The sequence below is a fragment of the Bradyrhizobium sp. Ai1a-2 genome (assembly GCF_000426245.1).
Lineage (GTDB): Bacteria > Pseudomonadota > Alphaproteobacteria > Rhizobiales > Xanthobacteraceae > Bradyrhizobium.
Genome location: NZ_KE384513.1, coordinates 37,811 through 64,010 on the forward strand (window position 1 = coordinate 37,811; position 26,200 = coordinate 64,010).

At 60.6% G+C, this 26,200-nt stretch carries 22 protein-coding genes; 15 read left to right on the forward strand and 7 right to left on the reverse strand.

Going from position 1 to position 26,200, the window contains the following annotated elements:
* Positions 1–358 precede the first annotated feature (358 nt).
* Positions 359–1,150: a DUF4239 domain-containing protein gene (locus K288_RS0143770; RefSeq protein WP_051335081.1), complete on the forward strand. Its 792-nt coding sequence runs from the start codon at positions 359–361 to the stop codon at positions 1,148–1,150.
* A gap of 94 nt (positions 1,151–1,244) precedes the next feature.
* Here the strand turns inward: K288_RS0143770 and K288_RS0143775 are convergent, their stop codons facing one another.
* Positions 1,245–1,991: an SDR family oxidoreductase gene (locus tag K288_RS0143775; protein WP_027584921.1), complete on the reverse strand. Its 747-nt coding sequence runs from the start codon at positions 1,989–1,991 to the stop codon at positions 1,245–1,247.
* 137 nt (positions 1,992–2,128) lie between these two features.
* Here K288_RS0143775 and gcvA point away from each other — a divergent pair, with 137 nt between their 5' ends.
* Together gcvA and K288_RS0143785 are read left to right on the forward strand one after the other, a co-directional pair.
* Positions 2,129–3,055, forward strand: coding sequence for a transcriptional regulator GcvA (gcvA, locus tag K288_RS0143780; protein WP_027584922.1), 927 nt, complete (start codon positions 2,129–2,131; stop codon positions 3,053–3,055).
* A gap of 362 nt (positions 3,056–3,417) precedes the next feature.
* Positions 3,418–6,753 (forward strand): adenylate/guanylate cyclase domain-containing protein, encoded by a 3,336-nt coding sequence (locus K288_RS0143785; RefSeq protein WP_043162570.1) that lies wholly within the window; start codon positions 3,418–3,420, stop codon positions 6,751–6,753.
* A 72-nt stretch (positions 6,754–6,825) separates the two neighbouring features.
* On the opposite strand, the gene K288_RS0143790 is transcribed toward K288_RS0143785, so the two are convergent.
* Together K288_RS0143790 and K288_RS53400 are read right to left on the reverse strand one after the other, a co-directional pair.
* Complete coding sequence (locus K288_RS0143790; RefSeq protein WP_027584924.1) at positions 6,826–7,551, reverse strand: hypothetical protein; 726 nt, start codon at positions 7,549–7,551, stop codon at positions 6,826–6,828.
* Between the two features lie 104 nt (positions 7,552–7,655).
* Positions 7,656–7,853, reverse strand: a complete 198-nt coding sequence (locus tag K288_RS53400) for a hypothetical protein (protein ID WP_152535998.1) — start codon at positions 7,851–7,853, stop codon at positions 7,656–7,658.
* Positions 7,854–9,087: 1,234 nt separating this feature from the next.
* Here K288_RS53400 and K288_RS0143800 point away from each other — a divergent pair.
* The 4 genes from K288_RS0143800 (at position 9,088) to K288_RS0143810 (ending at position 11,439) form a co-directional block, all read left to right on the forward strand.
* Positions 9,088–9,306 carry a hypothetical protein gene (locus K288_RS0143800; protein WP_051335082.1) on the forward strand — a complete coding sequence of 73 codons (219 nt, stop codon included), beginning with the start codon at positions 9,088–9,090 and terminating at the stop codon, positions 9,304–9,306.
* A gap of 190 nt (positions 9,307–9,496) precedes the next feature.
* A complete protein-coding gene (locus tag K288_RS53410; protein ID WP_152535999.1) occupies positions 9,497–9,679 on the forward strand; it encodes a hypothetical protein in 183 nt (60 codons plus the stop codon).
* Between the two features lie 132 nt (positions 9,680–9,811).
* Positions 9,812–10,054: a hypothetical protein gene (locus K288_RS51990; RefSeq protein WP_201449829.1), complete on the forward strand. Its 243-nt coding sequence runs from the start codon at positions 9,812–9,814 to the stop codon at positions 10,052–10,054.
* A 167-nt stretch (positions 10,055–10,221) separates the two neighbouring features.
* Positions 10,222–11,439, forward strand: a complete 1,218-nt coding sequence (locus K288_RS0143810) for an NADH:flavin oxidoreductase/NADH oxidase (protein ID WP_027584928.1) — start codon at positions 10,222–10,224, stop codon at positions 11,437–11,439.
* A 49-nt stretch (positions 11,440–11,488) separates the two neighbouring features.
* On the opposite strand, the gene K288_RS0143815 is transcribed toward K288_RS0143810, so the two are convergent.
* Positions 11,489–13,030: a L,D-transpeptidase gene (locus K288_RS0143815; protein ID WP_027584929.1), complete on the reverse strand. Its 1,542-nt coding sequence runs from the start codon at positions 13,028–13,030 to the stop codon at positions 11,489–11,491.
* Between the two features lie 534 nt (positions 13,031–13,564).
* On the opposite strand from K288_RS0143815, the gene K288_RS0143820 reads away from it, so the two are divergent.
* Entirely contained in the window at positions 13,565–13,882 is a 318-nt protein-coding gene (locus tag K288_RS0143820; protein ID WP_027584930.1) for a PQ-loop domain-containing transporter, read from the forward strand.
* A 20-nt stretch (positions 13,883–13,902) separates the two neighbouring features.
* Here K288_RS0143820 and K288_RS0143825 read toward each other — a convergent pair whose 3' ends face one another.
* Positions 13,903–14,811 (reverse strand): LysR substrate-binding domain-containing protein, encoded by a 909-nt coding sequence (locus K288_RS0143825; RefSeq protein WP_027584931.1) that lies wholly within the window; start codon positions 14,809–14,811, stop codon positions 13,903–13,905.
* 80 nt (positions 14,812–14,891) lie between these two features.
* Between K288_RS0143825 and K288_RS0143830 the strand changes: the two genes are divergently transcribed.
* The 6 genes from K288_RS0143830 (at position 14,892) to K288_RS0143855 (ending at position 22,922) form a co-directional block, all read left to right on the forward strand.
* Positions 14,892–16,073 (forward strand): acyl-CoA dehydrogenase family protein, encoded by a 1,182-nt coding sequence (locus tag K288_RS0143830; RefSeq protein ID WP_027584932.1) that lies wholly within the window; start codon positions 14,892–14,894, stop codon positions 16,071–16,073.
* A gap of 329 nt (positions 16,074–16,402) precedes the next feature.
* The gene (locus tag K288_RS50130; RefSeq protein ID WP_152536001.1) at positions 16,403–17,947 is read left to right on the forward strand and encodes a hypothetical protein; all 1,545 of its coding nucleotides are present in this window, start codon (positions 16,403–16,405) and stop codon (positions 17,945–17,947) included.
* Positions 17,948–18,016: 69 nt separating this feature from the next.
* On the forward strand, positions 18,017–19,060 hold the full coding sequence (locus K288_RS0143840; protein WP_027584934.1) for a TAXI family TRAP transporter solute-binding subunit: 1,044 nt from the start codon (positions 18,017–18,019) through the stop codon (positions 19,058–19,060).
* A complete protein-coding gene (locus K288_RS0143845; RefSeq protein WP_027584935.1) occupies positions 19,057–19,683 on the forward strand; it encodes a hypothetical protein in 627 nt (208 codons plus the stop codon). The genes K288_RS0143840 and K288_RS0143845 overlap by 4 nt, the downstream gene beginning before the upstream one ends.
* A gap of 25 nt (positions 19,684–19,708) precedes the next feature.
* Complete coding sequence (locus K288_RS0143850) at positions 19,709–20,329, forward strand: DsrE family protein (RefSeq protein WP_027584936.1); 621 nt, start codon at positions 19,709–19,711, stop codon at positions 20,327–20,329.
* A 919-nt stretch (positions 20,330–21,248) separates the two neighbouring features.
* Positions 21,249–22,922 carry an arylsulfatase gene (locus K288_RS0143855; RefSeq protein ID WP_043162575.1) on the forward strand — a complete coding sequence of 558 codons (1,674 nt, stop codon included), beginning with the start codon at positions 21,249–21,251 and terminating at the stop codon, positions 22,920–22,922.
* Positions 22,923–23,283: 361 nt separating this feature from the next.
* Here K288_RS0143855 and K288_RS0143860 read toward each other — a convergent pair whose 3' ends face one another.
* Complete coding sequence (locus K288_RS0143860) at positions 23,284–23,913, reverse strand: class I SAM-dependent methyltransferase (RefSeq protein ID WP_027584938.1); 630 nt, start codon at positions 23,911–23,913, stop codon at positions 23,284–23,286.
* A gap of 516 nt (positions 23,914–24,429) precedes the next feature.
* Here K288_RS0143860 and K288_RS0143865 point away from each other — a divergent pair.
* Entirely contained in the window at positions 24,430–25,236 is an 807-nt protein-coding gene (locus tag K288_RS0143865; protein WP_084800156.1) for a haloacid dehalogenase type II, read from the forward strand.
* Between the two features lie 244 nt (positions 25,237–25,480).
* Here the strand turns inward: K288_RS0143865 and K288_RS0143870 are convergent, their stop codons facing one another.
* Positions 25,481–25,921 carry a VirK family protein gene (locus tag K288_RS0143870; RefSeq protein WP_043162577.1) on the reverse strand — a complete coding sequence of 147 codons (441 nt, stop codon included), beginning with the start codon at positions 25,919–25,921 and terminating at the stop codon, positions 25,481–25,483.
* Positions 25,922–26,200 lie beyond the last annotated feature (279 nt).

Below are 26,200 nucleotides of genomic sequence, written 5' to 3' on the forward strand. Positions count from 1 at the left end.
TCCGCTCCATTGCAATGGAACGTAGACTGGCTTTTCGGGCCGCCTGTCGATCGCGGTTGATGAGAGTTCGTGAAGCAGCAGTGGCGTCGCCAGGCATCGCCATTTAGCGCCCCAGCTGAAACCAGGACCTAATGGGGCCCGCCCTGAGACGGGGGGGCCTACTCTATTTGACTTCGACGCTCCGCGAGCGCCACGCTCGTCAGTCGTGACACCCTCGCCCACCGCATCTCGCCACAATGCTCGTGACGATCGCGAGCCGCCCCTGATTCGCGCTGAGACGCGCCGATTCACACGCTCATTCGCCTGGTCTCATGAACGGGTCTTTGGACAGGCCCGCACAATCGGAGCTAGGATCGGCATGTTCGTCGACATGGGGGCATCCGCAAATATGATGAATCTATTGATTTCGTTGCTTGTGTTCGCGCTGATATTTGGCGGCGCCCTGGCTGGGATGGCCGTTCGGCCGTTGCTATCCGAACATCACTTGCAGTCGGACTCCAAGGATGTCGTAAAACTGACCGCGGGCCTGATTGGTACACTGACCGCACTCGTGCTGGGCCTGTTGATCGCATCCGCAAAAACCACGTTCGACCAGAAAGCAAGCCAGGTCAGGCAGCTGACCGCAACGATCATCCTTCTGGACGATCTGACTACGCAATATGGAACGGAAGCAACCGCTGTCCGAAAGCTCCTGCGGGAGAGCATACCACCGATGGCTGATCGCATTTGGCACGAGCAAGTGAACTCAACCGGGAAACCCGCGCGCTTCGAGTCCAGCGTGGAGGCGTGGGCATTCTACGATGAACTCGAACGGCTATCGCCGAACAACGATATGCAACGTTCCCTGCAGGCTCGTGCTATCGCGGCTTTCACGGAAGGCGCGCAGATGCGACTGCGGTTGTTTACGCAGGCCGGCAGGTCAATTCCGACGCCTTTTCTGATCATCATGGTATTTTGGCTGAGCGCGATCTTTGTGAGCGCCACCCTGTTTGTGCGGGCGAATGTGGTCGTCACCATCGCACTATTTGTGTGCGCGCTGTCGTTTGCCGGCGCGATCTTTCTGGTTTTGGAGCTGGATGACCCCTTCACGGGACTGATGGGGATTTCGAGTTCGATACTGCGGAGTGCGCTTCCGCCGCTGCACTCGTAAGCTCCGGTGGTTGCGATAGACAAAATATCAGCTCTCGGGCATGCACAAAGTCGGCAGCCGATTTCTCGGCCGCCGACTTTTTGCATCGAGCATGTCAAAGCTGCGATATGCCACCATCGACGACCAGTTCCGATCCGGTCATGAAGGAGGACTCTTCGCTGGCCAGGAACAAGGCCGCCTTGGCGACTTCCTCTGCTTCGCCGAAACGATGCAGCGGGATCTGATCCTCGATTGTCGCGGCCGCTTCATTGAGTTGCTTTTCGGAAAGCCCGAGCTTGCCATGAAACGGAGTGCTGATCGGACCCGGGCTTATGGCATTCACGCGAATGCCACGTGGCGCGAGCTCCGCTCCCAACGACCGCACCAGCGAACGCACCGCTGCTTTCGTGGCGGACAAGATGGACAGGCCGGGTGAACCTACTTCGTTCAGGAATGATGTCGTCATGACAACGCTTCCACCTTTGGCCAGCAGTGGAGCGACCTTCTGAACGGTGAAGAAGACGCCCTTGAAGTTCACGTTGAATTGCGTGTCGACCTGATCTTCCGTGACAGATTCCAATGGGGCCGCTATGCCCATGCCGGCGTTCGCGAACAGCACGTCGACACGGCCGAACTTCTCGCCAATCTGGCGAACGATATCTTCAATCTCCGCGGACTTGCTCACGTCGCCGCGCAACACGGTAACGCCGTCCCCGAGTTGACTTGCCGCCGACTGCAACCGGGCAGGATTCTGCCCGACGATGATCACGGTGGCTCCTTCGTCCCGAAACAACCTTGCCGCTTCGAGCCCGATGCCGGAGGTTCCGCCGGTAATAAGGGCGATCTTGTTCGATAGTTTCATGGTTCTCTCCTGGTCCAAAGGTTTGGGGTTTGTGACCGGAGCGCGCGTTCCGTTGTCAGCAACATGATCGTTGACCCTCGCTGCCGCAACAGAGATGATCTGTGCGAGCGACACAGAAAAACTTGTTCGGAAACTTCATGAGGGCTCCCAACCACTTAAACGCACTCCGCGCGTTCGAGGCGGCTGCCCGGCATCTCAGCTACGTTGCGGCAGCAGACGAACTCAACGTGACGCCAGCGGCGGTCGGAAGCCTCGTGCGGACCCTCGAAGCGGTTGTCGGAGTCGAACTTTTTCATCGCTCGCAGGCAGGTCCCGCACGACTTGTCTTGACCGAAGCCGCGCAAGCCGCCCTACCCGAGCTTCAAGCCGGATTCGATCACCTGACCGCGGCCTTTGAACGTTTGAAAGCATCGCGCGGGATAATCACGATCAATATGACCGTTCCGCCAGCCTTTGCCGACAAGTGGTTACTGCCACGCGTCGAGCGTTTTGCGGCCAATCATCCCCTGTATGACCTGCGCATCGATACCAGCGGCCGGCTCGTTGATTTTGCGGCGGAGAGAATCGATCTCGGCATTCGATACGGTGGTGGTCGCTGGCCCGGCCTCAAATCGACCTTCCTGTTGCACGACGCATTTTTTCCAGTCTGTAGTCCAGCATTGCTCGACGGGCCACACCCGCTGCGAGGCCCCGAAGATCTGAAGCATCACACGCTTATCCATGATCGTTCGATGACGTTTGAAAATGAATTCCCGACATGGCGGAGCTGGCTGCAAGCAGCAGGCTATCCGGAGATGAACTGCGACCGTGGGCTGCAAATCAACGATTCAGCGGCAGCCTACCAAGCGGCGATGAATGGAAGTGGCGTTGCCCTGGGCAGGACAACACTGGTAGCCCTGGATATGGAGGCGGGCCGCCTTGTTCGTCCTTTCGGCGAAGCAATAAACTGTGAGCTTGCCTACTATGTTGTCCATCGGCCCGGCGCCGACGGCGACCCAGGAATCGCGGCGTTCAAGGACTGGATCTGCGCTGAAGCGGCAACTGATCATGCGAAGATCGGCTAGTGACCCTGAGCCGAAGAACGCTTAAGCACGTCACAGATCACCTGAAGGGCCAGCGATCACCCTCGAAATACCAGGCGACGGTCGACGAGAGCGCAGTTTCGGACAGACTTGGAGCTGGAGGTCCCCTCCAATTCTCGACAGGTCGCGGCAACGCTGCGTATAGCCGCTTGAGGGTCACCCATTCAGCCCGCCTGCCCTTTATGAACCTTTAGCCGATGGGCCGAGACGTACTAACAGATGATTGAGCCTGCTGCCCGGCCTCCTCCCCACTTGGGGACGACGCCGGTCATTATCGGTCTGATCGTGGTCGGAGCATGGTAATTCAGTTCGGCTAGCCGCCAACCAGAGGGTGGGTGGTGCCAATGCAGCAGATTGCGGACTGGCTCGAGAAGCTTGGGCTTGGGCAATACGCGAAGCGTTTTGCCGAGAACGGGATCGATATTGGCATCCTGCCCGACCTGAAGGATGAGGACTTCGACAAGCTTGGAGTCGTGCTCGGCCATCGCCGTAAAATGCTTCGTGCGATCGCCGAACTCGATCAAGCCGAGCTGATCGCCGAGTCGGCGCGTCGCCACGACGCCGAGAGACGCCACCTCACCGTGATGTTCTGCGACCTGGTCGGCTCGACCGCGCTCTCGGCGCGCCTCGATCCCGAGGACATGTGGGAGGTGATCAGAGCCTACCGCGCCGCCTGCGCGAGGGTCATTGCCGCCTATGACGGCATGATCGCCAGGTTCGTCGGCGACGGAATCCTCGCCTATTTCGGCTATCCCCGCGCACACGAGGACGACGCGGAGCGCGCAGTGCGTGCGGGCCTCGATATCATCGCCGCAATGGGAAAGCTCGAAACCCGCGCGGAAGAACGGGTCGAAGTGCGGATCGCAATCGCCACCGGGCTTGTGGTGGTCGGCGACCTCATCAGCGGAGGCGCGTCGGAGGAACAGGGGATGGTCGGCGATACGCCGAATGTCGCTGCCCGGCTCCAGAGCCTGGCGGAGCCCGGCGTGGTCGTGGTGTCTGCTTCGACGCGCCAGCTGCTCGGCGACTTGTTCACTTTTCGCAATCTCGGCGACCGCAAGGTCAAGGGTATCTCCAATCCCATCGCGGTCTGGGCGGTCGAAGGTGCAGCCGCATCGGAGAGCCGCTTCGAGGCGGTGCGCACGGCGCGCTCGATCGGCTTTGTCGGCCGCAAGGCAGAAATCGAATTCGTGCTCTCGCGCCAGCAGCTGGCGTGGCAGGGCCAGGGTCAAGTGGTGTTGATTTCCGGTGAGGCCGGAATCGGCAAATCGCGCCTTGTGGCAACGCTGGCCGAGAGCCTTGAGCTGGGGTCGCATCGCCGGGTGCGCTATCAGTGCTCGCCTTACCATACGAACAGCGCGCTTCATCCCTTCATCGCTCAGCTCGAGCGGGCCGCCGGCATCACATCACAGGACACGCCCGGGCAAACGCTCGACAAGCTCGAGGCAATGCTGGCGCTCGGAACGCAGCAGGTGGCCAGCGTGACGCCGCTGATTGCCGCGCTTCTTTCGATCACAACCGGCGAGCGCTATCCGCCGCTCGGCCTCACTCCAGCGCAGCAGCGGCGACAGACATTCGCTGCACTGCTCGACCAGCTCGAGGGCCTGGCACGGCACCAACCGTTGCTGATCGTCTGCGAGGATATGCATTGGGCCGATGCCACGACGCTCGAGCTGTTCGACCTCGCGGTCGATCGGATCCGGGGACTGCCAATCCTCGTGCTCATGACATTCCGGCCCGAATTCGAGCCGCCCTGGGCGGGCCTTGCCAATGTCAGCCTGCTGCAGCTCGAGCGGCTTGACCGGCAGGACACGCGGGCACTGGTCGAGGAGGTGGCTATCGGTCGACAGGTGCCGCGCGAAATGATGACGCAGATCATCAACAAGACGGATGGCATCCCGCTCTTCGTTGAGGAATTGACCAAGATGGTGATGGAGTCCGGACTGCTCGTGGAATCGGCCGGGCGCTATCGCCTCGATAATCCGCTGCCGCCGCTCGCCATTCCCGAGACGCTGCAGGACTCGCTTATGGCGCGGCTTGACCGGCTGGCGCCGGTCAAGGAGGTTGCCCAGATCGGCGCAGCCATTGGCCGCGACTTCTCATACACGCTGCTGCGATGTGTGGCGGGGCGGGATGAACTGACGCTGAACGCCGCGCTGGCACAGCTCGAACAGGCCGAACTGCTGTTGCGCCGCGGGACGCCGCCCGAAGCGAGCTATAGCTTCAAGCATGCGCTCGTTCAGGAAGCGGCGTACGAGAGCTTGCTCAAGAGCCGCCGCCAACTGCTGCACAAGCACATCGGCGATGTGCTTCGCGATCAGTTTCCGAGCATGGCCGAGACCGAGCCGGAAGTCGTGGCATTCCACTTCACTCAAGCGGGGTTGGGCGGGGTCGCCCTTGAGTGGTGGCGCAAGGCGGGCCAGCAGGCGTTGAAACGCTCGGCCTATTCCGAGGCGATCGCACATCTCGGCAAGGCGGTTGCCATTGCCGATGAACTGCCTGATGCGCCCGACCGGGTGATGAGCCGGCTCCATCTTCAAATCGCATATGGCCGCGCGTTGCGGGGCAGCCTCGGGCACAGCGCTCCCGAGACAGTGGCCGCATGGACGCGCGCCCGACAGTTCGCGTCTGGCATCAATGATCCGGTTGAACTCGCGCCGATCCATTCGGGCTTGTTCAATGCATGCCTGACTCACGGCGAGATCGCGCCGATGCGGCAGTTGGCGGATGCAATCATTGATGTCGCCGACCGGCGGCCGGAGTCGCCGGTGGCCGCCGTTGTCGCACACTGGACGAGTGGAGTGACCTGCTGGTTCGGGGGCGAGTACCTGGACGCGAGAATGCATCTTGAGCAGGCACTCGCGATCTATGGTGCCGAGCCGGATCCCGCGACGTTCAAGGCGTCCGCGCTCGACCTGCCGTTCGTCGTCATGCGGTTTCTTGCCCTGGTGCTTTGGCCGCTTGGAGCGATCGATCGCGCGCGTCGGCTCGCCGCGGAAGCGGTGAGCGGTTCAGGAGAACAGCGGGCGCTGGCTCAAGCCAATGCGCTCGTTCACAGGGCCGTTTTCGACGGACTATGCGGCGGCATGCTGGAGCAGACGGAGACAATCCTGGCCCTGGGTCTGGCTCGCGACCATACGATGCCGTTGTATGTGGCCGCGGGCACTTACCTGAACGGCCTGGCAAAGTGGCGCGCTGGCGACCGAATGGTTGGGCGCACGGAAATGCGCCGGGGCTGGACGTTGCTGCACGAGAATGACTGCTACCTCTGTGAACCGTTCTGGGGGATGCACGTTGCCGTGGCGGATGCGGAGGCGGGCCAACTCGAGGCCGGGTTGGAAATCTTGAGGGAATTGATCATATGGGCGCAGCAATCCGGTCAGCATTGGCTCGATGCCGAACTGCATCGCGTCCAGGGAGAACTCTTGTTGCGTCATGACGCTCCGAACCTTTCCGGTGCCGAAGATGCCTTCAACCGAGCGCTGGAAATCGCCCGACACCAACAGACGAGGACGTTCGAGTTACGCAGCGCACTTGGACTTGCGCGCTTGCACAACACAAATGTCCGACCCGAGGCGGTATCGGCGGTGCTCGCTCCCGTCCTCGCCGAATTCGGCGCGGGGCGGCAAGATCTTCCCGAAATCCAAGAAGCAGAAGGGCTGCTCGAGCATCGGCATTAGCTGCTCGAGACGGTTTGTGACCCGGGCCGACCTGAGCCACGCCCGCAAGATCGCCCCCCAATCTTCGCCGCCTTACTCGGCCGCCATTTCGATCGCTCTTTTTTGCGTACCTTTCGGCTTCCAGATGCCGCTAAAAGACGAACCGCGTATCATCGTCCCCTGCGCAACATCGCCCCAGCAATACTCCGTGTCGCACAGATTGAACTTTTCATTTTTTGACCATTCCAGCATCCCGCCTTGGGTCGGGATACGCACCTTCATGTTGTCCCTTGCGGCGTCCGAAAGTAACAGAAACTCCGGAGTGAACAGGACCTCAGAGAAACTATGTAGAACGGACTTGTCTTTTTTCGACTTTTCTTCCCAACCAGGACCACCGCGCTCAAAAAAGGTCCCTGGCAGATCGTACCGCTCAATTGAAGCGAGATAGCTGTCCGTCCTGGTATCTTCGTTAAGCGACATATCCAGTGGCCATCTCAGCAGGATCGAAGATATGATGGCGCTCGCCCCGACGATGATAGCAACAGTCGCGAACCAGGATAACACTGTCACTTGTATCCGTGCGTTTTTTGCCAGAGGACTGGAGCCCTCCAGCTTTTCTGTACCCATTTCGAGACTGATCACAACGAAGATGAGCAAAATAAACAATACAAGACCCGATAGAGAATAACCGGCCGTCTCAGGCTTGAATGCAAGGGCTGCCGTGGTTGCTGCAACCACCAATCCACCGGCGCCGACCGCCCATTTGTATGCCCCGGGCGTTTGCTTCTTGAACTCCTCTTCCCCTGTGCCATTTGCCATGCGCTTTCTCCCGCATCGCGATAGGTTTCCAATCCGGCACTGTCATCAACGGCAGTGCACGGCGGCATGGTAAATAACGATCGTCAGCAAATGTGTGATCTGCCTCACGCCAAGCAAGGAAATGTTGGGCGGGTTTCCCCGCCTGCGTGCGTCAATTTGCATCGCAGCGCGCTGACGGTGTCGAGCTCTGCCATCTCTTCCGGCGTCAGGTGGGCATCAATCGCCTTTGTTGTCTTCGAGTTGCTTGCCCCGGGAACAAAGCTATTCAGGTAACCCCAGTTCAAGATCAGCAACGGCGGCATTGGATTCGCCCTGCCAGTACAGCACAGTGAATTGGCTCCATGGCCACCACAAAAAATGACCGCGCGGTGAAGATATGGCCTCCCGCAGCTTGATCTAAATCAATCGTCCTGCCCCGACATTTCATGTCTATTTCCTTGGTCGATTTCGGCCGAGGGGGTCAAGGCTTTGTCATTTTCAGCATCGAGACAGAGGATCAACTGGCTTGGCCTCTTGTTGTGCGTTGCAATTTCGCTTGCTGGTCAGAATGCCGTTGCCAAGAACCGATTGACGGACCCTCTGAAGATTGCACGTGAATGCAAAAGCGAGGCGGAGAAGTTTTGCAAGGAAGTGCGTCCCGGTGGGCAACGCATCACGGCTTGCCTCAAAGGGAAGATCGCCGAACTGTCATCTGCGTGCAAGACGGCGCTCAGGTCCACGGAATAGGAGGTGTCCACATCTCGCGACCGCCAAGGCCATTCGCGAGCGAGCAAGGCCGCAGGCCATCGTTATCGTCACGCCAAGAGTGGAGAAACCCGATGTGGGTCCTCATGTACGTCTTTTCCTACTCAGTCAGTCCGGCCGCTACAAACGACAAAGCGGAATGGAGGCTTCGTCCCACCGTGGTATTTCAGGAATTCTCGAACGAAGAGAGATGCAGGACGGCCAAAGCGACCCTTGAAGGCAGTCTAAAGGACGCAGGCGCAAAGTTACGGAGCGGTCTGGAAGACTTGAAGACCCTGGGTAAGGCCGACCCAACTCAGATCATCATCGCCTACAATGTGGAATGCCTTCCGAAATAAGAGAGAGCGGATGGGCACGCTAGTGATCCGGCTTTCTGTCTTGACCTTCAACAAGTTCATATATGGGAACGTGGGTGCATTCCGACCACGACTCCAGCGCGGCTCCGCAGACCGCGCAGATCGCGTCACCCGTATGCGGCACCAAGAACTTCTCTTCGGTGCGTCTGTACTCGGCGCCGCAATTGCAATGAACAATTGTCGCCATACCCCAACTATGCGCCTGGGAACGTGAATTTGCTATCAGAACGCCACAACAAAAATATGGCCCAGTCTATGGGCGCGCCTGGCGGGCACTCTCGGCGGCCATCCTTATTTTGACGCCGGCCCAAGTGACGAAACGCAACACAGGTTCGTGAAGGGTCAGTGTTCCTTCCGTGGTTCTCCGGCCCTCAACGAAAATCCGGTGCTATAAGAAAGGGTCTGGTTTTGTTTGCGTCGGCTGAGGGGCGGGACAATGCCAATCAATCGGGTATTGAAAGACAAGCGCGCGCCGGAAGAAATCGAACTTTTGAACAAGGCCTTCAACCAGGCTCTAAACTTGCTGGGCGTGGTTGATCGCAACGACCCGTTTTGCGATATGGTCGCTCGCAAGGTTATCGAGGTCCGCGCGACAGGCATAAGCGAGCCGCGAAAGATCGCGGAAATGGCCGTGGTCCGGATTGGCCTTCGGTAGGGCTGGCCGCTCGTAGTGCGGCTCGCGACGCTGAACGGGCTCGAAAGGGCACATCGATGTGCGCTTTCAGTCATCAAATCGCCGCGCCAGCGAAGTACGCAACCAATATTATCTTCGGCCGTTCATTTTTGTACTGAGCCTCGCTAGAGGCCCGTCCTCAAAAATTCACAGTGCACAGCAGGAGGCATTCATGCCGATTCCTGAACGTGTGGTACAGGTCGGGGAACTACTGGATGTCGGCGCAATGTTTGCCCTGCTGATCGTTGGGACAATTTTTGCGAACATTGAGGATTATCGTCACCGCAAGACACTCACGCGGGAACAACTCGACGAGTACCTCGAAGAAGATCGGCGTGAAATGAACATCTGGTGACACCGCCAGCCCCAATCGGCTGACAAGCATGCGAAACCTGAACAGCTGTTCAATAAAGTTCCTGCCCAGTTCCTGCAACACCCGATGCCCGCAGCTGTTGTCCCCTGCACGAACGATGCAAAGGAGGAACGGATGAAGAAGCTCACTTACGCTCTTGCAGCGGCAGCGACGCTTGCAATCGGTGTCCCGACCATCGCTAATGCGGCCGGTTTTGGCGTCTATGTTGGCGGCGACCGCGGCTATTATGGCGACCGCTATGATGGCCCTCGCGTACGCTTCTACGATCATGACCGCGGTTGGCACCATGGCTGGTACCGTCACGGCTACTACGGTGACCGCGATGTCGTGATCCGTCATCACCGCTGGGATGATTAGCAACCCACTATAATCCAGCAACGAAGGCCTCGCTTCGGCGAGGCCTTTTTGCGTTCCTGCCGTCCACGGTGGCTGCGCTATTGAGGCTTCGACAGTTTGCACAAGACTTCCGCAAGCGGCCGTAAGCTGCTTTGATAGGCCAAACAATCATGGCGGGAGGTATTGCGGTGACTGACGGATTTGGTAGCTGCGGTGCGGCGCGGCCGAGGCTTTTCCAGCCGCTGACAATTCGGGCCCTCACGTTGAAGAACCGGCTCGTCGTGCCACCGATGGTCCATTACCGCTGCGACCCCGGCAACACTTGCGGCACTTTCCACGTTGTACATCTCGGCCGCTATGCGCTCGGCGGCTTCGGGCTGGTCTTTGTCGAGGCAACCGCCGTCGAGGACGTCGGTCTCATCAATGAGAATGATCTTGGCATTTGGAATGAGGCCCAGGCCGAAAGTTTCAAACCATTGATCGAGTTCATGCGGCGCCAGGACACGGCGATCGGCATCCAGCTCGCCCATGGCGGACGGAAGTCATCCTCGCAGACCGCTATGCAGGGCATGGGGCCACTGACTGAGGAAAATATCAAGGCGGGTGCAAAGGTCTGGCAGCCGGTGGGACCGACAGCCGAGCCAGTAGCAGCAGGCTGGCTAGCGCCGCGGCAGCTGACGACAGCCGAGTGCCGGGCGATGCCCGCGACCTGGGCCAACGCCGCGCGCAATGCGGTGAAGGCCGGCTTCGACCTGATTGAGATCCACATGGCGCATGGCTATCTGCTCGCGTCCTTTCTGTCGCCGGTGTCCAATACACGCAACGATGAATATGGCGGCGACCGTGCCGGACGCATGCGCCTGCCGCTGGAGATCGTCGAGGCCGTGCGACGTGAAATGCCGGCTTCCATGCCACTGTTCGCGCGCGTCTCATCCGTCGACGGCACGAAGGAAGGCTGGAACATGGATGACACGGTGGCGCTTGCGCACGAGTTGAAGGCACGCGGGGTTGACGTGATCGACTGTTCTTCGGGAGGAATTGCAGGGGCCGCAACGGCGGCGCAGGTTACGCGCAGCCTTGGGTTTCAGGTCCCGTTCGCCGCGAGGGTTCGAAAGGAAGCCAACATCGCCACGATGGCCGTCGGCCTCATTCTCGAGGCGCAACAGGCAGAAGTCATCCTTGAGAGCGGTCAGGCCGATCTCATCGCGGTCGGCCGACAGTCGCAGTACAATCCCAACATCGCCCATCACTGGTCTCACGATCTCGGCATCAACAGCCGCTTCGAGGACTGGACCCCGGAGTATGGATGGTGGCTCGAGAAGCGGATCAGAACGATGCAAGGCTTTGCCACGCCGACTGGCAGCGTCACACGTTCCTCCCCGGAGCATGGAGCTGAGCAATCATGACGTTTTCGAGCGCTGAGCGATCAAGCGGCCTGCCGCGGCGGGCCGCGTCTTACCACCAGCGCGGTTGCATCGGTTGATAGTTTTGGCCGGCGCGCGGACGCGGATTGCCGGGTTGGGAGTTCCAATTGGGCTGAAAAAAGAAGCCGAAGCCGTTGTTGCCCCAGTCGTTGCCGCTGGCAACCGGGACATCGACGACTGTAGGCCGGCGCATTTTGAAGCCGCCCTGGGGCTGGTCGTTCAGCACCGCGACGAACTCGGTGCGATAGTTGGTCTCGCGGCTCAGCGGCTCGTCCGAGACGATGATCGAGGATCGCGGCAATGCAGTCGGCGCAATCCGATCGAGCACATCCTGCGGGATGGCGATGCGGTCGAGCGCATTCTTGGCGTCGTCGCCGTTTTCGATCGTGACCGCGGTCCAGCGCAGGCCCGCGTCGTTGCGCGCCATCGCCGTGAACACATGCGTGCCGATCCGCTTGTCGGGATCGCGGATCGTAACCGGAACCTCAATGGTCGCATCGAACACCTCGCCTCCGTCCGGCCACTGCTTGTGAGTGTTGCGCCGCACGTAAAGCTTCTGCGTCGCGCGGCTGACGTAGACGGAGACCGGCTCGAGCGCCAGCTTCGCCTCGCTCGCCGCCTTGGCGGTGTCGGCCTTCCTGGTCTGAGCCGCTTTGATGGCGTCCTTTGCGGCGGCGGCAGCAGCAAGCTTCGACTTCGCGTCGGCCTTGGCGGTGTCGAGCTGTGTCCCCGCTTCCGCGGCCTTATTGGCGGCCTTCTCCCTCTGCTCACTGGCCTGCGCCTTGGCCTGGTCCGTGTTTGCGGCGGCGAGCTTCTTGTCGGCGGATGCGAGCTCGGCGTCGGCGCGCGCCTTGAGCCCTTCCAGCTTGCGCAGCGACGCCGTGAGCGATGCTGCCTCGCGCGCCGCTGTCGCGGCGGCTTTCTTCGCTTCGTCGGCTGTCCTGGCGGCCTCCTCCGCCTCGCGGACGAGCGCCTCGGCACGCGCCGGAGCAGCCGCGACGGCCTTCGCGTTCGGCACGAATAGCGCCGGATGGGAAAACTCGACCGGGTCCGCGTCGTTCGGCGAGATGATCACCCGCATACCGATCCGCGTCTTGTCGAACAAATTCTCCGCAAAGTCGTAGGGCATCCGCACGCAGCCATGCGAGGCCGCATACCCGGGCAGCGGCCCGCCGTGCAGCGCGATGCCGTTCCAGGTGATGCGCTGCATGTTCGGCATCCAGGCATCATCGTAGAGGGTCGAGTGATGGTCCTTGTCCTTCTCGATGACGGCGAAGATGCCGGCAGGCGTCTCGCGTCCCTTGGTGCCGGTCGACACCGGCGCGCGCAGGATCCAGCCCTCGGAGTCGTAAAAAGTGACCTGCTGGGTCTTGATCGACACAATCGCCATGATCGGCTCGCCTGCTTCGCGCGGCGCCGTCGCCTCGGTGGGCGGCGCGGGGCGCGCCTGTCTCGCCGCGGCGTCGCCGGTCAGCGCCGCCAGTGCAGCCATCGCGGCGAGCGTCACAATGGCGGGCTTCCCCCAATGCCGCGCCTCTACGGTGGATTGCGCCGTCATGAACCGATTTGCCATGTCATGTCCCGGTTGAAGTGCCCGTCCGCCCTTGCGCCCATCAAGGATCGACGACCAGCTTATTCGACTCGCCCCGACACGGCTAGACCGACCCGACGTCGGCTGTTGGCCCGCAGCCAACCTGGGCCTCCGGCCGCCGAAGTCCGCTTTCACAATAACGTCGGCTTCTGACCTGCCGTCGAGATAGGCGAGTCATAACGCGCTCTTTGAATTTGTGCTTTTGGGCGACACCGAGGCGCCAAGCTACGCCGCAACGAACCACACCAGCAGCACTACTGCTGTAACATCTTCGGTCCGCGCTGAAATCGTGCCGTAACCGGTCCGGACTATCCCGCCAACCCCCTGCGGCATGGTCCGTGTGAGCGATGTCATGCTTTGCGCAGAATTGCCCGGAGGCGCTGCGCAAGTCTGCACACGGGGAGGTTTGGGGATGATCGGAAACTCATCCACCATGCCCAGCAATTCTCTTACCCGATGAGCCTCCCGGTGTCTCACGACAGACATCGTTTGGATCATCGGGACTGGAAGACGCCAATGATCCTCGGTGATGTCGCCTACTACTCGTTCACGATCTGCAACGTGCTCCGACTGGTTTCGTATCTGCCGCAAATTCACAAGATCGCGCGCGACACCAATGGTGCCACCGCGATTTCCTATTCAACCTGGATTCTCTGGTTGGCCGCAAATGCATCAACGGCCGTCTATTCCGTTTCCAATTTGGGTGATGCCACCATGGCATGGACCAATGGGCTCAATGCACTGTGTTGCGTAATCGTGATCATGCTGACCGCGCTCAAGCGGCGTCAGTTTCACTCCCAAATCGCGAATTACCGAACGCCTGCGATGAAGTGATGCTCCATCACGTAACTCATCTACGCCACCGACCGCATCCAGGCTGCAAAGGCCTCGATGCTGGCTCGCCGTGGGTGGTCGGGGACGTGGACGACATAGAAGCCGTAGCCCGGCAGCGCCAGATCGTGTGCCTTCACCAGCGCGCCGCTTTCGATCTCATGGCTCACCACGACATCGCTGCAGATCGCAATCCCCTGCCCCGCCGCGACCGCATCGATGGCGTGGATCTCCTCGCGGAAGCTCAGGTCCCAGTGCTCGGTCGCCGTAGGAATGCCCGGGTCCACCGAGCGTGCGACGGCGAGCCATCGCGACCAGCTCGGTGCCTCGCGATCTCCGTTCAGCCAATCGTAATGGATCAGCGGATAGTGCAGGAGGTCGGCGGCGCGCGTGATCGCCGGCCCGCCTTCGCTCAATAGCGCCGGGCTGCAGACCGGGAAGAAACTGTCTCGGAAGATTTCCCGCGCGACTAGGTCAGCGGGCATCGTACGGGCGTAGCGGATCGCGAGATCGGCATCTCCGGCGCGCAGATTAAGCACGTCGTCGGTGCCGATGATCTCCAGCCGGATCTGCGGATACAGCTTGCGCCACCGCGGCAGGCGCGGCACCAGCCAGCGGCTCGCAAACGCGTTCGGACTGGTCACGCGCAACGTGGTCCTACCGGTCTTTGCCGACACCGCGGTGACGACGGAGGCGAATGTATCGAAGCCGTTGCGGATCACCGGAAACAGCCGCTCGCCCGCATCCGTCAGCGCCAGCGGTCGCGGGCGCCGGCGAAACAGCGGTCGTCCGCAGATCTCCTCGAGGATCCGGACCTGATGGCTGATTGCGGTCGGCGTGACACCGAGTTCGGCCGCCGCTTCCCTGAAGCTCAGGCGTCTGGCAGCGGCCTCGAAGGCGCGAAGGGATCCCAGCGGCGGGAGCTTTCTCATGCCGCCAGTGTAGATGAATCCAATTCATCCAGCGACTGAGATATTCGATTTTGCCGCGACAAAAGCGCCGTGAGACCATCATGGCGCCGGCTTCAGCAGCATCGGACCCGAACATGCGGATCGATCATTCTCCCGTCGTCGCGCGCTATCTGGAAGCGATCGCCGCCGTCGCTCCGCTTGTCGCGGAGTTACGCCAGCAGTTCGATCGCGACCGCCGGCTCCCACCGGCGATGTTCGCAGCACTCGCTTCCGCCGGCCTGTTCCGGCTGTGGCTGCCCAAGGCACTGGGCGGGCCGGAATTGTCGCCGCTCGAATTCATGGCGGTGGTCGAGCAGGTCGCGACGGTGGATGGCTCGCTCGGCTGGATCGTCGGCAATGGCGCGGGCATGAGCCGGATCGGCGGCTACGTCCCCGAGCCGACCGCGCGCCGCTGGTTTTCCGATCCTGGCGCCTTCATCGCGAGCGCGACCGGCGCCGTCGGCGAAGCGCTTCCGTCGGATGGCGGCTACCGCGTCTCCGGACGCTGGCCGTTTGGCAGCGGCGCCCACGGGGCAACGCTGTTCATGGGTCTTGCCGCCGACAAGACGGATGGCGAAAGCCGGCTCTTGTGTTGCTACATGGATCGCGAAGCGGTCGAACTTGAGGACACCTGGCACGTCTCGGGCCTCCGTGGCACCGGAAGCTGTCACTTCCAGGCGCGCGATGTGTTCGTGCCTGCCGCGCACACGCACAGCTTCCTGGAGCCGAGCCCGTCGCAGCCCGGCCTCATGTATCGGCTGCCGCCCGCAACCCTGTTTCCCTGGACGGTCGCAGCCGTGCCGCTCGGGATCGCCCGCGGCGCCATGGAGACTTTCGTCACCCTCGCCGAAACCAGGTCCCGCAGCGGAAGCTCGTCCCTGCTTCGCGATCGTGAGACGGTGCAAGCCAGCGTCGGACGCGCCGAAACACTATACAGGTCGGCACGGGCCTTCCTTGCCGACGCGATGACCGACCTCATGGAGGGCGCCGAGCATGGCGAACCGACGACGAGCGCACGCGCCGCTTATCGCGCGGCGTGCGCGAATGCGGCGGAGAGCGCCTCAAGGATCGTCCAGCTGCTCGCGGCAGACGCGGGCGCAATCTCGATCTTCGAATCCTGCCCGCTGGAGCGAGCGCTCCGCGATATCCAGGCCGCGAGCCAGCACGTGGCCATGAGCCCGAACAACTACGTCATCGCCGGCCGCATCCGCCTCGGCCTCGATCCCGGCACAGCGAGACTTTGAGGAACGCTCGTGTAGCCGGGTGGAGCGCAGCGCAGCGCAGCTGCGCTTCACCCGGCTACGAAACTCTCCGACGTCCCGGGAACTGAAAGTTTCCGTTTGGGAACTCACGCGGCGTTTGTGCTGTCGTGAGAGGAAGGTTCAACGGCTTCCGCATCGAGATGCGCTCGATTTAATTTGACATTAAATTACATTTAAATAATTATTTACCATTAAATAACGTTTTCGTTCTCCTCGCGACATATGGGGCACCGCAAACACCCGAATTGCTGCGGCATCATTCCGATTACACGTGGTCTCATTGAACAGGAAGACACGCGAAGGCGTCTTGCATGCGCCAGCCAATTGCCACTGCACCGAGAGACGGAAAAGATGTCTGGGTCGAGGATGCGGCCGGGGCCATTGATATCGCTCGCTGGTCATCGGAGGCGTGCAAATGGGTTTGGAAAAACGGGCGACCAATCAATATCACGCCGACCCATTGGTACCCGATAACCGAGGATGTGTTCCAAGAAGACGAACAATCGAGCAGGCTGTTCCCGCCCGGCCGTGCGGGCCGAAGGTTAGCGGCTTCCTTGGTCCTTGTAGTGCTCGGCGCGATTGCGCTGATCGGTGTATTTGATCAATTCAGCGAAAACGCGATTTCGGAAACGATCGGAGGCGGTCGCACCGTCGGGCTCAATCTCAAGCCTGAGCTCGCGACCGCGTGGCAAACACGCGTTCAGCCCGAAACGACAGTAGCCCTCATGCAAGACACCGACGCTTCGCGCCAGATGCTGTTGGCGGGCACGACGCAGCGTCGCCAAGTGCTCCAAGAGGACGCACTCGCGGGCGAGCCGGCGGCAACAGCGTCCGCGGAATTGCGGCAGTCGCTTTACCAGGAACGCGAAAGATCCGGCGCGCTTGAGGCAGAACTCGCACGAGTCCGCGGCGACTTGGAAACGATGCTGGCACTGTCGAGCAAGTTCCAAAACGACGCGGTACAGCGCTGGGAGGCAGCGGAAATTACGGCGGAGGAGCTGCGGCAGTCGCTCCAACAGGAACAGGCCCATTCCGCGGCGCTCGCGACCGAACTTTCCGGAACGCGCCGCGAGATCGAGACCCGGGACACGCAGTCGACCAAGGCGGACGATGAGGCCGCCCAACAGGCGACGGGACGAGAGGTCGCGGAACTGCGGCAGTCGCTGCAGCAGGAGCAGGAAAAGACCGCCGCCCTCACCCGGGAAGTCGGCGCGGCGCGCCAGGCGATGACAGCGAGTGCCGAACAACAACGCCGCGCGCTCGACGAGGCACAGGCGCGCGCCGCGGCGCTCGCGAGTGAACTTGCCGGAACGAGCAGCAAGATCGAGACCCAGGCCGCGCAGTCGCAAAAGGCAGTTGAAGAAGCCGTACAGCAGAAGCAGACGGCGGAGGCCACCATTGCGGAACTGCGGCAGTCGCTGCAGCAGGAGCGGAACAGAACCGAAGCCATGGCACGGGATCTCGCATCGGCGCGGCGCGATGAGCGCGCAACCGGCAGCCGCGCAGTTGAAGGCCCGATGGTGCCGGTGACGAAGACCGTGGCAGCCGCCGTATCGGAGCCGCCAACAGCCGCAGACCAGGAGAAGGCAGAGGCGGCCCGACTGATTGCGCGCGCCAGCGCATTGCTCAGCCAGGGCAATATCGGCGCAGCGAGGACAGTGCTCGAGCGTGCCGCCGAGAACGGCAATGCCCAGGCAAGTTTCATGCTCGCGGAAACATATGATCCAGTCGTCCTGTCCGCCTGGGGCACCTACGGCACGCGCGGCGAAGCGGCCAAGGCACGAGAGCTCTACGCGAAGGCACACAGTGGCGGTATTCGCGAGGCCAAGGACCGGCTCGACGCGTTGCCGCAGTGAGAGGATGAGGTTGTTGCGTCCACGAAAATGACGCCCGCTGCTGCAGCTGGCGATCAAGAGGGGGCTGCCATGAACATGATGCCGAGGCCAAGCTCGTTGCTCCTGCTCGCCGCGCTGGTGCCGCTCGCCATGATGCTTCAACCGGCAGACCTGGAAGCACAGACCACGCAACCCTCCAAGGGCAATGCACAAGCGGTTCGACGGCCTCTCGCGCAGGAGAGAGAAAAAGACCGCATGAACGCCTGGACCGTCGGGCTCGCTGGCGGCTTGCTCGAGGGAGCGCCGATTCGCCTCGCCGCCGAGATGGCCCGCGTCGTCGACGACGGAGAAAACCTGCATCTGCTACCGATCGTCACCCGGGGCGCCACCGAGAATCTGAACTCGCTGCTCTATCTGCGCGGCATCGATACGGCGATCATCAATTCCGACGCGCTCGAAGAATACAAGATTCAAGTGCCGCAGATCCGCACCCGCATCGCTTACCTGCTCAATCTCTTCCCGTCCGAGCTTCATATTTTCGTCCGACCGGAAATTGCAAGCCTGCAGGATCTCGCCGGCAAGAAAGTGAACTTCAACACGCAGGGCACCGCAGCCGCCTATTCAGGACCGCTGATCTTCAGCCGTCTTGGCGTCGAGGTCGAGAAGACGTTCATTCCTCATCAGCTCGCCCTCGAACAGATGCGCAAAGGTGAGATGGCGGCCGTGGTGTTCATCACGTCGAAACCGGTGGACGCCTTCGTGCGCGGCCGCTGGGATGCGGGATTCAAGTTTCTCCCGGTCCAGTACGACAGCAAGTTCGAGGACTACTACCTGCCCGCGACGCTGGAGACAAATGAGTATCCCAATCTGATCAAGCAGGGCGAGCGGGTGTCGACCATCGCGGTGCCGACCGCGCTTGTCGCGTTCAATTGGCCGCCGCGGTCGAACCGCTATCAGCGCATCGCGCGCTTTGTCGACTATTTGTTCTCGCGAATCGATCGCTTGCAGGCGCCAGGCTTTGACCCGAAATGGAAATCGATCAATCTCGCAGCGACCGTCCCTGGACTGACCCGCTTCCAGGCCGCGCAGGAATGGCTGGATCGCAAGGCCCGCAGCGCGCAGGCGCCACCATGAGGGCCGCTGCTTTTCCCCTCGCCGTCACGTTCGAGATCGTTTGCGGCTGCGCCTACGCGCAAGGCACGAACGATCCGATGGAGAATCTTCGGGCCTGCTCGATGATGGAAGGACGAGCCCGGCTGCAATGTCTGGAGGATCTGTCACGCAAGATTACGCCGCCTGGTCGCCCGGCGCCGTACGACAACTGGCTGCTCAGCGAGACCACCTCTCCGGTGGACTATTCGCCGATCGTCGTCGCCACCACATTCGCTCGCGGCTCCGATGGGGCTGCGATGCAACTCGCGATCCACTGCCGCAAAGGCCGCACCGAGCTTGTGGTCGCCGGACCTGCGGTGTCACGCAGCGCCGCGGAATACACCATCTCCTACCGCATCAATGCAGATCCACCGGTGCAGGTTGCAGCCGCGTCGCCGTCATTCGGGTCCGGCGCCGCCTTCCAGGGCGACGTCGTGCGCTTGCTGCAATCGTTACCCGACGAAGGCGGCTTCACTGTCCGTCTTTCCGCCCGCACCGGCGCAGCTCAGGAAGGGAACTTCCCGCTCGGCGGATTGAAGACCGTGCGCGAGAAACTGGCGGTGGCGTGCAAATGGCCACGTGCCGTCGCCAGACCAGGAGAGTGATGGTCATGGGACAGGGAGAGGCAAGATGATCCGAACTGGAAATCTGGCGATAGCAGCCATTGCCGGCCTGGTGATGTCGCTCCTGATCGCGCCGACCGCGCAAGCGCAGGCGGATGATCAGATGAGGCCGCAAGCGAGCAGGCAGTACCGGGTGATCAAGTACAAGCCGCCGAGCAGACAGAAGCAGGCGAGCAAGAGGGACGATCAGACCAGCAAACGCGACCAGGCGAGCAAGCAGAAACTGGCACTGGTGACGAAACCTGCCGAGACCGCCAGGAAGCCGCATCAGCTGCTGCTGCAGGTCAACTCCAACGAACCCGCGATGATGAATCTCGCGCTTAACAATGCGACCAACGTTGCGCAATACTACCGCGACATCGGTGAAGACGTGTCGATCGAGGTCGTCACTTTCGGTCCTGGCCTCCACATGCTGCGCGATGACACTTCTCCGGTGAAGGCGCGCATCGAGGCGCTCTCGACGAGCAACCCGGAAATCTCTTTCAAGGCCTGCGGCAATACCCGGGAAAACATGCGCAAGGCCGAGAACAAGGACATCACCCTGCTTCCACAGGCGACGGTTGTGAAATCCGGCGTCGTCCGCGTCATGGAGCTGCAAGAGCGGGGCTGGACCTACGTCAAACTGTGAGACGCCACGACGGACCAGCACCTCGCCCTGCTCGATGGTGCCTGCGGTTCCGATTCAAATTGTCAAACAGCGAAGAGGATGCGATTTCGCATTCTCGCGGCATGAGATGCCCGAGCTTTGCATGTCGTTTCGCGCTCCTCGAAACAGAGGGCGCAGGGAAAGCCGGGTGCCGGTTGCACCCATGGGTCCCGTGCAACAAAAAGCACGGGGGTAGGACCACAGGTTCAACCGAAGCATTCCGGCTTTCCCTGCGCGATGGTTTTACAGCTTACTTCGTGCTCTCCCCGGTGACCGGGCTTTCTTGCCACCGTCATCTCTCGCGCAAACTTGTTTGCGCAACAAACTTAGCGCCAGCGTCGGGGCGCCAGGACCACACGACTTCGCCGTCCGTGAGTGCCACGCTCGTCAGTCGTGACACTCGCGTCCACCGCATCTCACCGCAACGTTCGTGACGATCGCGAGCCGCCCCTCATCCGCCGTGAGACGCGCGGAGTTAAATCACTGATTTGCCCGACGGCGAAAGCAGAATGTTTTTTCCGCGAGGGCTGGACAGACTTTTGAATGATTTGCCCGTCGGGTCGTTCTGTCGCGGCCAAGCGTCGAAATCGTCGTTGCGCCCGAAGCGAAGCAGGCCATGGAGAAAACAGGGTGCTGGTTTTTAAAGGCTCAGCCGAATGCTGCGTACGTCGGATTTCGGAGATAAGAGCGGAAATAGAAAACTCGATCAGAAAGTGCCGCTTTTGACCCATCTCGGATTCCGCCAGCGCTGTACACGTGCCGAATCCGCACAGGCGGGCTATAGTGGCACAATTGCCGGCGGCACAGCGACCCCTGGCTCAATCTGCCGAAGTTGCATAGCGCGAAACGTTCCCAACTGCTCGGCTCTAGATCACTCGGTACTGCCAAATGGAGGAAACCAATGAAAATTGGATGCGCGTTATGGCGTGGCGTGCTGGTGGGTTTTGCCGTAGTGGCTGCGATGAGCATAGAGGCATCAGCGCAACAGCAGAAGCGACCAAATGTGGTCATGCTGATGACGGATGACACGGGCTGGAACGATTTCGGAGCCTATAGCGGGGGCGGCGCTGCACTCGGCCATCCGACCCCAAACATCGACCGGATCGCTAAGGAAGGCGCGACGTTCACGAGCTGGTATGGTCAAGCGAGTTGCACGGCAGGCCGCGCCTCGTTTATGACCGGACGCATTCCGATCCGTTCAGCGCTCTCCATCGTGGTCGCCCCCGGCGACGAGAATGCGCTCAAAAAGGAGACGCCGACCATCGCGGAGTATTTTCAAAAGAACGGCTACTCGACTTACTTTTCTGGAAAGTGGCATCTCGGCGACAAGCCGGAGTCCTACCCGATCGAGCACGGCTTCGATGAGATGAAGGCGTTCGCCGCGTATTATCCGGGCGTCTACACTTATGCCGACACGTCCAAGTGGTTCCATCCGTGGTTTCCCTCGTACAACCCAGAGGTCGCTAAAGCATATTTTGAAGTTGTGAATATGTACGAATGGGAAGGAGTTGCTGGGCAACCGGCGAAACGAGGCGAGTACATAACTTACGACTACCTCGCCAACTTTGACGTCCGGCAGGCAGATTACGCAATCGATTACATCAAGAAACACGCCAAGGACGCGAAGCCGTTCTTCATGGACGTCAATTTCATGAAGATGCACAACCCGACCAATGCCTCACCAAAATTCGCTGGGAAGTCCCGGTTAGGCGATTATTCGGATTCGGTGATGGAACTCGACGACGACATCGGCCGGATTATGGACACTATCCGCGCGGAAGCGCCGAACACGATTGTGATCATAACGGCGGATAACGGTGCGTGGCAGGATGCCTATCCTGATGCGGGCACTACGCCTTTCCGTGGCGAAAAGGGTTCAGCCTTTGAAGGCGGATGGCGTGTCCCGGGCTTGATGTGGTGGCCCGCACAAATCCCGGCTGGCTCGCAATACCATGAAATGATGTCGCATATCGACTGCTGGGCGACGCTCGCCAAGATGGTCGGTCTAAACCCGCCGCCGCACGGTGCATGGACCGACAACAATGGCAAGCCAATCTACTTTGATAGCATCGACAACAGCGAGTACATCCTCGGTCGCGCGAAGCACTCAGCACGAAAATCGTGGATTTACGTCGACGGCGAAAACTTTATGGGAGCACGCGCGGATGTCGGCGGTGATCCAACCAACTCTGATCTCAGCATCGCGTGGAAGTACCTATGGACGGCCAAGGACACTTGGCTCGGTCCAGAGCAGAACCTAGGCGCGATCGGCGCGGTTTATAACCTGACAATGGACCCATTCGAGAAATACGACATGGTATTCAACGGCGCGATGTCGGCACGCATGCCAACACAGTCGCCGGGCAAATATGCCGGACAGGACAACGGCTGGGTTTTGGCACTAATCTTCCCGGTCGTGATGGAGTTCAACAAGTCGATCGTTGACTATCCAAGCATCAAGCGTAAGCCGGGCGGAGCCTCGAACGACTGGAGACCCGATCTGCAACGCCCAGAAAACCCAGTCCCGATGCTGGACATGAAACACCTGCCCAATATCAAGGGTGGCGGCGGCTAATTACTTACCGCTGACGAATAACTGACGTGCCGCTAAGCCATGCTAGTCGCCCGTTAAGAAGCGGAATAGTTGGGCTGGATGCGCGAGCGCGCGCTATAGGGCGGGCAGTGAATGCGTTCCGAATAGGTGCGGATCCGCCCCTATACAGGCAAGCCAATCAGACAACAGCCGCGCGTACTGTCGAGTGATTAGGCTGCGGTCAGGTCCTCGCCGGCCGGTGAATAAATATTCGCTGGCGGAGGCGTTTCGCGCGGCTCAGGATGCGAAGTGACTGGCAAGGTCGCGCCTCGCCGCGGTGTGGAAGGCGATCGAGCTCGTGATCGAAAGTCACACAGGGATGCGCCACCGTGAAGGAACTAACTCACCGTCGCCTCAGCACGCTAAACTGGAATGATTGAACCGAGTCCCAGGGCGTTACGTGGCGATGTGTCTGCTGATCGACCAATTCGAATGCCGATCCTGCAGCTCGACTCAAAGTTACGGCATCGTACCGCTGCACCGGCAGACTACTGCATTTCTCCGGACCATCAGGCGCAAAGGTAGCGATGATCGCGTGTCCACCAGCGGTCACGCCCTGAGCAAGGCGTTCGATGTAAGCCTTACGATCGTCTTCATCGACCAGGAAGTGAAAAGCGGCCCTGTCGTGCCAGATATCGAACGCCTGCGGCGGCTGCCATGTCGTAACGTCAGCGACGATCCAGTTCACATCGACAGCAGCGGGGCCAAGGCGAGCCTTCGAGACATCGAGCGCCGCCTCTGATAAATCGAGGACGGTGATCGCCCGGAAACCCATGCGCGCGCATAGCAATTCATCGACGAGCGACGATGCTCCGCCTCCGATATCAACGATGGAGGGTTGGGATGGTCCCACCGTAACTTTTTCGATCAACCCCAGTGAAGGCTGCGGGCTTTGCTGGAACCAGCTCCACTCCCGTTCGCCCTTGGTCCGATAGACATTCTCCCAATACAGTTGACGATCAAGCGACTGCATAGAACGACACTCCGATGCTTTTTGAGGATCGTTTTGATTCTCAAGCACGCTCTATCTTATCCATCAACTCAATGAATTGAGCGCGTTCGTCTTCGATCCCGCACAAACTCTTGACCGTAGGGCCGTATGGCACCGCGACTCAAGTGAACGTGACACGCGGTCCACCGTACACGGCAGCACCAGCGCCAGCACGGATGACGCAAGGAAGCGCCGCCAACGACGGACCAGATACGTCATTGCGCCACGCCGAGAAGCGCGACGGCGCCCTTGGGCGCCAACGCTCCGTCTAGACATATAGGCTGCTACTTTGCCCCGTTTCGCAAAAGTAAATTGTCCATCGGGGCCATTCCGAAAGCCAGCGGGAGGACAAATCTCCTCCACTGAGGCGCGGAACTGGAGACGGTAACCTGCCTCACCACCACTGCCCACCATTTACGCTGCCCTGAATGCAGAGCGCTGCGCTGAGAGGGCGGGCACAGGAAGCACGGTACTGAAAGAAAGCCAGGAGATTACATCATGTGTGACGACGTTTTTCTTCCAACGCGGCGCCGGCAACTACTTGCAGGAGTGGCTGCAGCAGCCGTTGGCGGCCTTGCGGCTGGCCCGGTGAGTGCCGCCGAAAGCAAGGAAACCAAAGTTGTGCCCTCCATATGTGTCTTCGATGTCAACGAGACACTGCTCGACATTGACTCGATGGCGCCTCTATTCCAGCGGGTCTTTGGTGACAAAGCGGTCCTGCGAGAGTGGTTTAATCAACTCATCCTGTATTCGGGCGCAATAACGTTGTCGGGGCCATACACAACGTTCTTCACGTTGGGTCAGGGCATCCTGAAGATGCTCGGTGAGATTCACAACGTTCCGATCCAACACGCTGACGTCGAGGAATTGCGAACGGGAATGCTGACGATGCCTGCGCATCCCGACGTGCCGCCTGGGCTGAAGCAATTGAAGGAGGCGGGATTCCGCTTGGTGACACTGACAAATTCGCCGCCGCCCGACGCGCGCGCCAACCCGCTGAAGCACGCTGGCATCGATGGTTGGTTCGAAAAGTCCCTTAGCATCGATCGCGTTCGCCGGTTCAAACCGGCTCCGCAGGTCTATCATATGGTTGCGGAAGAACTGGATGTCCCTCCAGCGTCGATTTGCATGGTGGCGGCACATACGTGGGATACAATTGGAGCGCAAAGCATCGGCTGCTCCGCAGCGCTCATTGCCAGACCCGGTAATGCAATCTTGCCGGTCCACGGACTACCGCAGCCGCAGGCTGTGGCGCCGAATTTGCCGGGCGTGGCGACCCAGCTCGCTCGGCTCTGGCGTAGTTAGCAAGGTGCTTGCATTGGAAGGGTGGCCAGCGACCTCTCGCAGGTGCTGCTGCGCGCCGCCCTTCGCGATCTAGCGCCGGAGCTCGCCCGCCCACGCCGAAGCAAACGAGAACGGCCGCCGGGTCACGGCCGATAATATGGAGCCGTTGCGGCGTATGGGCGTGTTCCGGACGCTAACCGTCTAGCAGACCGGCCAACCGCTTTGTCGGCCAGTTCTTCATGTCGCGTCGCCAGCTGCGGACCCCTCACCAGTGGAATGTCACGCCCTTCCCAATGTCGCAATCGAATGCAGACTCTCGAATCACCGCGAATGTCGCGGGATTTAGAACGACGTTGCGCATTTCGACCTTGCCGTTCGTGCGCACCCTATAAGACAGAAACTCGATGACCGGCGTCTTGTCCGCTCTCACGGTGAAGTGCGTATTCGCGAAGGCGATCGTCCCATCGGCCTGGACCATATAGGCGTCGAAGCGCGCGCTCCCCTTGACCGTCGGGCCTGCCTTGTCGGTGCCCTGGACCTGACACGCGGCGAGATCGAGGACCATGTGAACGTCCTTGCCATCAAGCACAGCTTTCTGCAGGCCGGCGTAATCCGCGTTGGGTTCATCGGCGGCGGCGTGATGACCGCTCCCCAGATCAAATAGGACTGCCAGAGCAACGATGCTCATCCGGGCGCGTTTTGACATAGACTGACTCCAGGGTGTGACAATGCGGACAGTTTGCTGGCAGAAGGGGCGCACGCCGTTTGGATGCAAGCCCGATCTGCGCTGTCACGGATGGAGAGCGCGTGTTACAGAAGTATTTCGGGCGGCTCCACAGGCGGCGCTTTGTGCATGCGCTCAGTCAACTGCGGCGGCGCAACGGGATTGTTCTCGCTCGCGCTCGATACCAAGAGAAACGAGCAAGTCGTTTTCCGGCACAATCGCTTTTCGGCGATTGGAGAGTTGTGGCGGGGGCGGGCATGA